This is a genomic window from Actinomadura roseirufa, from assembly GCF_900659635.1.
GTDB lineage: Bacteria > Actinomycetota > Actinomycetes > Streptosporangiales > Streptosporangiaceae > Spirillospora > Spirillospora roseirufa.
The window spans coordinates 1-8,276 of sequence record NZ_CAACVB010000302.1 but is presented as its reverse complement, the minus strand read 5'-3'; the positions used below and the strand labels follow the sequence as shown (position 1 = coordinate 8,276).

The following is an 8,276-nucleotide window of genomic DNA, read 5'->3' as shown; positions in this document are numbered from 1 at the left end:
CGACGCCGAGGACCACGCCCTTGGCCGCGCTGACCCGCCAGGCCCCGGTACCGGAGTCGAACTGGACGGCCGGCGGATGCCCGGCCGACTCGACCGAGTACTCGCCGGTCGTCAGGTCGACCACGAGGTGGACGGCCGTGACGAACCCCTCGTCCCACCGCTGGCGGTGCAGGTAGCCGTTGCAGGCGGACAGGAAGCGATCGGTTTGGATCGATCCAAGCAGGCCCCCGAAGGCACCCGACAGCATCAGCGCCCTGGTACCGGCGTCGGTGCCCTTGCCGGACACGTCCACCAGGGCCACTTCGAGCACGTCCCCGTCGCAGGCGGAGACGACGAAGTCGCCGCCGAACGACGACCCGCCCGCCTGGAGCATGACGACCTGCGCGCCCCAGCCGTCCGGAAGCCGGGGCATCTCGCCCTGGCGGCGCAGCCGGTCGCGCAGTTCCAGCAGCATGGAGTCGCCGCGCAGGCCCTGCACACCCAACTGCTGGCGGGTGCGCGCCAGCGTGAGCGCCAGCACGGTCGTGATCGCCAGCGTGGCGATCATCCCGGGGCCGATCGCGGCGATGTCGTGCCAGGCGTCGTAGGAGAGCATCACCGCCACGACGCAGATCAGCGCGACCAGGCTCCGCACCCGCAGCAGCAGCCCGCCGCCCAGGACGATGAGAACCAGCGCGCCCGACGGGGCCAGCCCCCGGTTGTCGGCCGCGGCGGCCACCCCGCTCAGGACGGCGAGGACGGCCAGCGCGGCGAAGACGTAGCGTTCCCTGGTCAGCTTCCCCCGCCGCAGCCACCGGTACAGGCTCACCAACGCCGGAATCCTGCGCAGCGCGGCGCGCAATCTCGGCGGCAGGAGGTGCACGAGTCGTTGAAGCATGACTCCGGCACTGTACCGAGCCCCGGCCGCGGCGGGCCGTCATCCGCGCCGCCCGTCGTTCCTTGCAACGATCCAGCCAGGTGACTTCGACCACCCGGTGACACCCCGGACCTGCCGGTGCGCACCGGACGCGCCGCACCCGGTGGCGACGGAGTGCTGACCGTGTAGTAATGGGCTTGTGTCCCGCGGCCGCAACCAGGCCGGGGGGAACGAGGATGCTTCCGGACGCGGCGAGGAGGCGGCCCATGGGCCAGCAGGGAATGCGGATCACGGTGGACGCGGCGATGCGGGCGCGGGACGTCTCACCGCCCCGGCCCGAGGGCGCGCGGCCGCCGGCCCCCGCCCCGGCGGGGCAGGGCGGCCGGGCCGCCGAGCCCGCCCGGCGGACGAAGGCCGCCAAGAACGAGCGGCGCCGCCTCGACAAGCGCGGCGGCGCCCGCAGGACGGCCGAGAACGGCGGCTGAGCCCGGCTCCCCGCTCCGGGCAGGGGTCAGCCCTGGTCCGGCAGCGGGGGCAGGTCGCCGGTCCGCTCGTAGGCGGAGAGCATCTCGATCCGGCGGGTGTGGCGCGCCTCGTCGGAGTAGGGCGTCTCCAGGAAGAGCTGGACGAACCGGGTGGCGGTGGCCGGGTCGTGCTGGCGGGCACCGATGCTGATGACGTTGGCGTCGTTGTGCTCGCGGGCGAGCCGCGCGGTGTCCTCGTTCCAGACCAGGGCGGCGCGCACGCCCCTCACCTTGTTGGCGGCGATGGCCTCGCCGTTGCCCGAGCCGCCGATGACAATGCCCAGGCTGCCGGGCTCGGCGGCGGTCCGCTCGGCGGCCCGCAGCACGAACGGCGGGTAGTCGTCGACGGCGTCGTAGGCGAACGCGCCGCAGTCGACGGCCTCGTGGCCGTTCGCCTTCAACCAGGAGACCAGGTGCTCCTTCAGCTCGAAGCCGGCATGGTCGGTTCCAAGAAACACGCGCATGGGCCCGATTCTCGCAGGCGGCCGGGGCCGTCGCGCGCCGGGGTCAGCGGGGCGGCGGCAGGGGCCGGTCGTCCTCGTCCGGCCGGTGGTCGACCATGGTCGCGTCCGCGGGCCGCGTGTCGGAGGACGGCGTGTCGGAGGACGGGCCGCCGGCGGGTGAAGCGTCGTCCGCGGGGCTCTCGCCGGAAGCGGCCTCTCCCTGTGCGGCCGGCTCGGCGGGCGGGTCGTCGTCCGGCGGGCCGTCGTCCGGCGCGTCGGCCGGCGCCGAACCGGACGTTCCGGAACCGGGCTTCGGGTCCTCCTCGGGAGCGGCGGCGGCCGGGGACGGGCTCTGCGCTCCGGCGTCCTGACCCGCCGGCGTGTCCGCCTCGTCCCCCGCGCCCGGGGCCGGCGACGGCGCGACGGGCTGTGAGGGCGCGGGCTGCTGCTGGACGTACGCGCTCCCGTACTGCGGGCCCTGACCCGTGCCCCACGCGGGCTGCTGCTGCGGGGTGCCGGGCGGCGGGACGTAGGGGACGGCGGCGGGGTGCTGTGGCGGCAGCCCCTCACCGTGGGTCGGCTGCACGGGCATCGCGATCGCGGCCGGGTGCGGGCCGCCCGGCGGGAGGAGCGCCCCCGGCGGCGGGACGGCGCCCGCCGCCGGGTGCTGGACGGCGTACTCGCGGGGCCGGGTGACGAGGAAGCCCACCAGGGCCCCGGCGCCCGCGAGCCAGCCGAACGCCAGGCCGAAGCAGGCGCCGTTGGAGATCGCGCTGAAGATCGTCCGGCTGGTCTCCTGGCCCGGGTAGTCGAACGCCCAGTCCAGCAGGACGCCCGCGACGATCCCGGACACGCCGCCCGCGGCGACCGAGGCCCACCAGCCGGTGAGCACGGCGCCGAACAGCCCGCGGCGCGGCTCGAGCGACCGGGCCCCCACGAGGGTGAGCACGGGCACCAGCGCGAAGAACAGCAGCGTGCTGACGTCCTCCGCGACGAGGAAGCGCCAGTCGAACGAGCCGGTCGTGAGGCGCCAGCGCGGATACTGGAGCCACAGCATCAGCTGACCGGCACCGCGCGTGTAGTCGAAGTCGTTCTTGACCAGCGCCTCGATGACCCACTGGTTGCCGAACAGCAGCGAGAGCAGCACCACGGGCACCAGCGCGCCGAGCGCCATCACGAAGATCCGCCGGGTCGTCATGGCGGGCAGATTAGTGCGGATCGAAGGCGGCCGGTAGGCCCGGGATCACCGCGCGTACGCGGTGGGGAAGCGGAAAGCGGGGTCGACCTGCGCCTCAAGATCTTCGCCCGCCGCCCGGCTCGCCCAGCTCCGCGCGTTCTTGATGTGGAACTCCACGGCCTGGCGCTGGAACTTGTCCCAGTCCTTGGCCCTGGAGTCCAGCTCGGCGAGCATCCTGGAGAGCGCGGCCCGGTTGGGCTCCTCCAGCGCGACGTCGTGCCGGCCCTGCTCCAGCGCCCGGACGGCCGCGGACTGACCGAACCAGGTCAGCAGGTCGTCGCCGACGTGCTGGCGCAGGTACGCGACGTCCTGTTCGCCCTGCACCTTGTTGCCCACGACGCGGATCGCGACGTCGTAGTCGCGGGCGTACTCGGTGTACTGGCGGTAGACGCCGACGCCCTTGCGGGTGGGCTCGGCGACCAGGAACATGAGGTCGAACCGGGTGAACAGCCCGGAGGCGAAGGTGTCGGCTCCGGCGGTCATGTCGACCACGACGTACTCGCCCGGCTCGTCGACGAGGTGGTTGAGGTACAGCTCCACCGCGCCGGTCTTGGAGTGGTAGCAGGCCACCCCGAGGTCGTCGTCGTTGAAGGGCCCGGTGGCCAGCAGCGTGGCCCCCTCGGCGTCCCGCCCGAGCGCGTGCAGCGGGTCGTCGCCGCGGAAGCGCAGCAGCCGTGAGCCCTCGCCGGGCGGGGTGGTCTTGACCATCGTCTCCGCGGAGGAGATGCGCGGGTTGTCGCCGCGCAGGTACTCCTTGATCTCGGTCAGATGGTCGCCGAGGGCGGGGATCCCGGCGGCGCGGTCGTCGTCGAGGCCGAGCGCGACTCCGAGGTGCTGGTTGATGTCGGCGTCGATGGCCACCACGGGCAGCCCCCGCTCGGCCAGGTGCCGGACGAACCTGGACGACAGGGTGGTCTTGCCGCTGCCGCCCTTGCCGACGAACGCAACCTTCACGAAAGCCCCCGTTTCGGGTATGAAAACCGTTGCCACTTCCAGTCGAGTCGAGTCTCTCGAAGCGGGGAGGCCGGCGCAAGCGGAACCGGGCCGCCTGGACCGGCGGACGGGTTCTCGGGGAGGGGAAAAACCCTCGGTGTTCTGGACATTGGCGGGTGACCTGCCGTTCGGATCTGCGCGCGGGGGCGCGGCGGGGAAATCCTCGGGAGCACCGCGATCGTTCGCGGTGAGGCAACAATGACCGCCGTTCCATCGCCCCGCAATCGCCGCGGGCGCTACAAACCCGCGGGCGCCCGAGCCCGAAACCGGACGCGCGGCGCGGCGAAAGAGCAGGTGGCCGTCAGCGACGCGGCGAGTAGCGGCCATCCTTAAAGGGGGAATCAAAGGGCGTATGAAATTTCACTTCCGAGATCGACCCCGCGTGTAGACCCGCTCCGGCCACGCCCCTAATGGACCTACTGACCAGTTCGCCGGACGGCATGACAAATAGGGTCAATGTCCGTGGGGCGCGCGCTCAGCGGCGGGCGGCGGCCGGGTCGAAGCCGAAGGGCAGTTCCAGGCGGTGGGCGCGCAGCAGTCCGGAGTCCGCCAGCAGGTCGCGGGTCGGCGCGTCGGCGGCGATGACGCCGCCGGAGAGGATCACCGACCGGGGGCACAGCTCCGCCGCGTAGGGCAGGTCGTGCGTCACCATCAGGACCGTCACGTCCAGGCCCAGCAGGATCTCGGCCAGCTCCCGGCGGCTGGCGGGATCCAGGTTCGAGGACGGCTCGTCCAGCACCAGGATCTCCGGTTCCATCGCGAGGACCGTCGCCACGGCGACCCGGCGGCGCTGGCCGAAGCTGAGGTGCTGCGGCGGCCGGTCGGCGACCTCCAGCATGCCGACGCGGCCGAGCGCGTCGCCGACCCGGCGGTCCAGTTCCGCGCCGCGCACACCGAGGTTGGCGGGACCGAACGCGACGTCCTCGCGGACGGTCGGCATGAACAGCTGGTCGTCGGGGTCCTGGAACACGATGCCGACCCGGCGGCGGATCTCCCGCAGCGCCTTCCTGTCCTTCGGGCCGACCCGGAGCCCGCCGACCCTGACCTCGCCCAGCCCGCCGTGCAGGATGCCGTTCAGGTGCAGGACCAACGTGGTCTTGCCGGCGCCGTTGGGCCCGAGCAGCGCGACGCGCTCGCCGCGCCCGATCGTCAGGTCGACGCCGTACAGGGCCTGGGTGCCGTCCGGATAGGCGTAGGCGAGGCCCGAGACCTCCAGCGACGGGACGGGAGGCTGCGCGGCGGGCGCGGGCGAGGTCATGGGGTCATCCAAGCGGTCAGCGCCACCGCGGCGGCGGCCAGGGGCAGCGCGGCGGCGGCGGACCACTGGCGCGCCGTCGCGCCCACGTCGTGCAGGACGGGCATCCGGCCGTCGTAGCCGCGGCTCACCATCGCCAGGTGGACGCGCTCGCCCCGCTCGTAGGAGCGCAGGAACAGCGCCCCCACCGACTTGGCGAGCACCCGGGTGGCGCGGACGTCGCGCGCCTCGAAGCCGCGGGAGGCGCGGGCGACCCGCATCCGGGCGAGCTCGGCCGTGACGACGTCGCCGTACCGCAGCATGAACGTCGCGATCTGGGTGATGAGCTGCGGCAGCCGGAGCCGCTCGATGCCGAGCAGCAGCAGCCGCGGCTCGGTGGTGGCGGCGAGCAGAACGGACGCGACGACCCCGAGGGTGCCCTTGGCGAGGATGTTCCAGGCCCCCCAAAGGCCGCTCTCGCTCAGCCGCAGGCCGAGCACGTCGATCCGCTCCCCGTTCGCGACGAACGGCATGAGGAACGCGAACGCCACGAACGGCACCTCGATCGCGATCCGCCGTGTCACCAGGGCGGGCGGCACCCGGGCCGCCGCGGCGACCCCGGCGAGCAGCAGCGCGTACGCCCCGAACGCCCAGAGCCGCTCGCGGGGCGTGGCGACCACGACCAGCACGAACGCCAGGACGGCGACGAGCTTGCACTGCGGTGGGAGCCGGTGCACCGGCGAGGTGCCGGGAAGGTAGAGCCGGTGCGCGTGCCCGGCGCCCACTAGGAGGGATTCTCCCCACGGGACCCGGCCCGGGCCGCCCCCGCGTCCTGGCGGGCGGGCCCGTCCTGCGCGGGGTCGCGCCGCCGGACGGCCCAGAACAGGCCGCCGCCGACCGCGAGCACGGCACCGACGCCGATCACGCCCGCGAGGCCGCCGGACAGCCGGCCGTCGCCGACGCCCTTGACCCCGTAGTCGCCGAACGGGGAGTCCTTGAGCGAGTGGTCCTTCTCCTTGGCGTCGATGCCCTTGTCGGCGGCGACCTTCTCCAGGCCGTCGGGGCTGCCGCTCGCGTAGTAGCTGACGATCCCGGCGAGGACGAGCGAGACGAGCAGGAAGCCCGCGAAGAAGCGCTTGGTGGTCATGATCCTCCTTCAACGCGCGGGGAGCCCCCGCGCCCCGGCGCGTGGCCCGGGTCTCAGGCCCGGGACGGCTCGGTGGGCCCGCCGGCGGCGGTGCGCAGCTCCAGCGGCTTGAGCAGGCCGCGCGCGCCATGGACCAGGTCGGGACGGACGGCGAGCACGCTCGACACCGTCACGGCGGTGATCAGCGCCTCGCCGATGCCGATCAGCACGTGCACGCCGATCATCGCGGCGGCGACCTTCCCGACCGAGACGTCGGTGGTGCCGCCCGCGGCGTAGATCAGCGTGAAGGCGACGGCGGCGGCCGGGACCGACACCACCGCGGCGGCGAACGACGCCCCGGCCACCGCGGGCCGCGTCTTCGGCAGCACCCGCAGGAGCAGGCGGAACAGGCCGTAACCCACGGCCACGGTGGTCAGCGCCATGGTGGTGACGTTGACGCCGAGCGCGGTGAGCCCGCCGTCGGCGAACAGCAGCGCCTGCATCAGCAGCACGACCGAGACGCAGAGCACGCCCGTATAGGGGCCGACGAGGATCGCCGCGAGCGTCCCGCCGAGCAGATGCCCGCTGGTCCCGGAGGCCACCGGGAAGTTGAGCATCTGCGCGGCGAACACGAACGCGGCGGTCAGGCCGGCCAGCGGGGCCGTCCGGTCGTCCAGCTCGCGCCGGGCGCCGCGCAGGGCCACCGCCACACCGGCGACCGCCACCGCGCCCGCCGCGACAGAGACCGGAGCGTTGATGAATCCGTCCGGTACGTGCACGTCTCTCACCGTCCTACCCGTAACTTGCAGTAGGACCTATTTTGACGGCGCCGACCTGGTAGTTGCAACAGGGTCGCAATTACGTGTCCTACGCGACACCCCCGCTCAGGAGCGGGATCGGCCCGCTCAGTCGAAGATCGGGTCGCGGGTGCGGCTGCGCTTCAGCTCGAAGAAGCCGTCGGTGGCCGCGACCGCGACGACGCCGTCGAACAGCCGCACCGCGGCCTCGCCGCGGGGGGCCGGGGACACGACCGGGCCGAAGAACGCGTTCCCCTCGACCTCGATCACGGGCGTGCCGACCTCCTGCCCGACGCGGTCGATGCCGTCCTTGTGGGAGGCGCGCACCGCCTCGTCGAACTCGGTGGACCCGGCGGCGGAGGCGAGCTCGGGGTCCAGGCCGGCCGCGGTCAGCGCCTCCTCCAGCAGCGCGCGGTCGAACGGGCGCCGGTCGTGGTGACGGCGCGTCCCGATCTCGGTGTAGAGGCGGCCGAGGACCTCGGAACCGTACTTCTGCTCGGCGGCGATGCACACCCGCACCGGGCCCCAGCCCTCGATGAGGCCCTGGCGGTACTTCTCCGGAACGTCCTTGTCCTCGTTGAGGACGGACAGGCTCATCACATGCCAGCGGACCTCGATCGGGCGCTGACGCTCCACTTCCAGGATCCAGCGGGACGTCATCCACGCCCAGGGGCACAGCGGGTCGAACCAGAAGTCCACGGGGGTCAGGTCATCCTGCGACAAGGTCGGCCTCCTAGGGGGCGATCGGCTTCCATCGAGGCTCAACCCGCCCGCGCGGGCGCTGATTCCCCCGGTCCGAGGGTGGTTAAGCACGTGGCGGCCGGACCGGAAGGGCCGCAGGTTGGTAAACATGAGGGCACCAACCCGATAAGCCGACCGAGGAGTACATGTGGCAGGCAACCTCACGCGCGACGAGGCGCGGGAACGGGCCCGGCTGCTCAGCGTCCAGTCGTACGCCGTGGAACTGGACCTCACGACGGGTGAGGACCGGTTCGGTTCCACCACCGTGGTCAGGTTCGGCAGCGCCGAGGCCGGGGCCTCGACGTTCGTCGAGCTGCACGGCGCC

Annotated in this window: 10 protein-coding genes; 1 reads left to right on the top strand and 9 read right to left on the bottom strand. The window is 73.2% G+C overall.

The window, feature by feature from the left end:
- A partial coding sequence (locus E1291_RS35830; protein ID WP_131742501.1) for a SpoIIE family protein phosphatase occupies positions 1 to 877 on the bottom strand: 877 nt, incomplete at its 3' end.
- Between the two features lie 245 nt (positions 878 to 1,122).
- Between E1291_RS35830 and E1291_RS35825 the strand changes: the two genes are divergently transcribed.
- Positions 1,123 to 1,341, top strand: a complete 219-nt coding sequence (locus E1291_RS35825; RefSeq protein WP_131742500.1) for a hypothetical protein — start codon at positions 1,123 to 1,125, stop codon at positions 1,339 to 1,341.
- A gap of 26 nt (positions 1,342 to 1,367) precedes the next feature.
- Here E1291_RS35825 and E1291_RS35820 read toward each other — a convergent pair whose 3' ends face one another.
- From E1291_RS35820 to E1291_RS35785, 8 genes are all read right to left on the bottom strand, one after another.
- Entirely contained in the window at positions 1,368 to 1,844 is a 477-nt protein-coding gene (locus E1291_RS35820) for a ribose-5-phosphate isomerase (protein ID WP_131742499.1), read from the bottom strand.
- A 43-nt stretch (positions 1,845 to 1,887) separates the two neighbouring features.
- Positions 1,888 to 3,021 carry an MFS transporter gene (locus E1291_RS35815; RefSeq protein ID WP_131742498.1) on the bottom strand — a complete coding sequence of 378 codons (1,134 nt, stop codon included), beginning with the start codon at positions 3,019 to 3,021 and terminating at the stop codon, positions 1,888 to 1,890.
- A 45-nt stretch (positions 3,022 to 3,066) separates the two neighbouring features.
- A complete protein-coding gene (locus tag E1291_RS35810; RefSeq protein ID WP_131742497.1) occupies positions 3,067 to 4,014 on the bottom strand; it encodes an ATP-binding protein in 948 nt (315 codons plus the stop codon).
- Between the two features lie 514 nt (positions 4,015 to 4,528).
- The gene (locus tag E1291_RS35805) at positions 4,529 to 5,311 is read right to left on the bottom strand and encodes an energy-coupling factor ABC transporter ATP-binding protein (RefSeq protein WP_131742496.1); all 783 of its coding nucleotides are present in this window, start codon (positions 5,309 to 5,311) and stop codon (positions 4,529 to 4,531) included.
- Entirely contained in the window at positions 5,308 to 6,072 is a 765-nt protein-coding gene (gene cbiQ, locus E1291_RS35800; RefSeq protein ID WP_131742495.1) for a cobalt ECF transporter T component CbiQ, read from the bottom strand. The genes E1291_RS35805 and cbiQ overlap by 4 nt, the downstream gene beginning before the upstream one ends.
- Positions 6,072 to 6,434, bottom strand: a complete 363-nt coding sequence (locus E1291_RS35795) for a PDGLE domain-containing protein (protein WP_131742494.1) — start codon at positions 6,432 to 6,434, stop codon at positions 6,072 to 6,074. Before E1291_RS35795 ends, cbiQ begins: the two co-directional genes overlap by 1 nt.
- A gap of 53 nt (positions 6,435 to 6,487) precedes the next feature.
- On the bottom strand, positions 6,488 to 7,192 hold the full coding sequence (locus E1291_RS35790) for an energy-coupling factor ABC transporter permease (protein WP_131742493.1): 705 nt from the start codon (positions 7,190 to 7,192) through the stop codon (positions 6,488 to 6,490).
- 126 nt (positions 7,193 to 7,318) lie between these two features.
- The gene (locus E1291_RS35785; RefSeq protein WP_131742492.1) at positions 7,319 to 7,933 is read right to left on the bottom strand and encodes a mycothiol-dependent nitroreductase Rv2466c family protein; all 615 of its coding nucleotides are present in this window, start codon (positions 7,931 to 7,933) and stop codon (positions 7,319 to 7,321) included.
- Between the last annotated feature and the right edge of the window lie 343 nt (positions 7,934 to 8,276).

What these genes read in the sequence shown, in the direction of transcription:
- E1291_RS35820 (WP_131742499.1), bottom strand. Translation starts at nt 1,844, where the DNA reads ATGCGCGTGTTTCTTGGAACCGACCATGCCGGCTTCGAGCTGAAGGAG.
- E1291_RS35805 (WP_131742496.1), bottom strand. Translation starts at nt 5,311, where the DNA reads ATGACCTCGCCCGCGCCCGCCGCGCAGCCTCCCGTCCCGTCGCTGGAG.
- E1291_RS35795 (WP_131742494.1), bottom strand. Translation starts at nt 6,434, where the DNA reads ATGACCACCAAGCGCTTCTTCGCGGGCTTCCTGCTCGTCTCGCTCGTC.
- E1291_RS35825 (WP_131742500.1), top strand. Translation starts at nt 1,123, where the DNA reads ATGGGCCAGCAGGGAATGCGGATCACGGTGGACGCGGCGATGCGGGCG.
- E1291_RS35815 (WP_131742498.1), bottom strand. Translation starts at nt 3,021, where the DNA reads ATGACGACCCGGCGGATCTTCGTGATGGCGCTCGGCGCGCTGGTGCCC.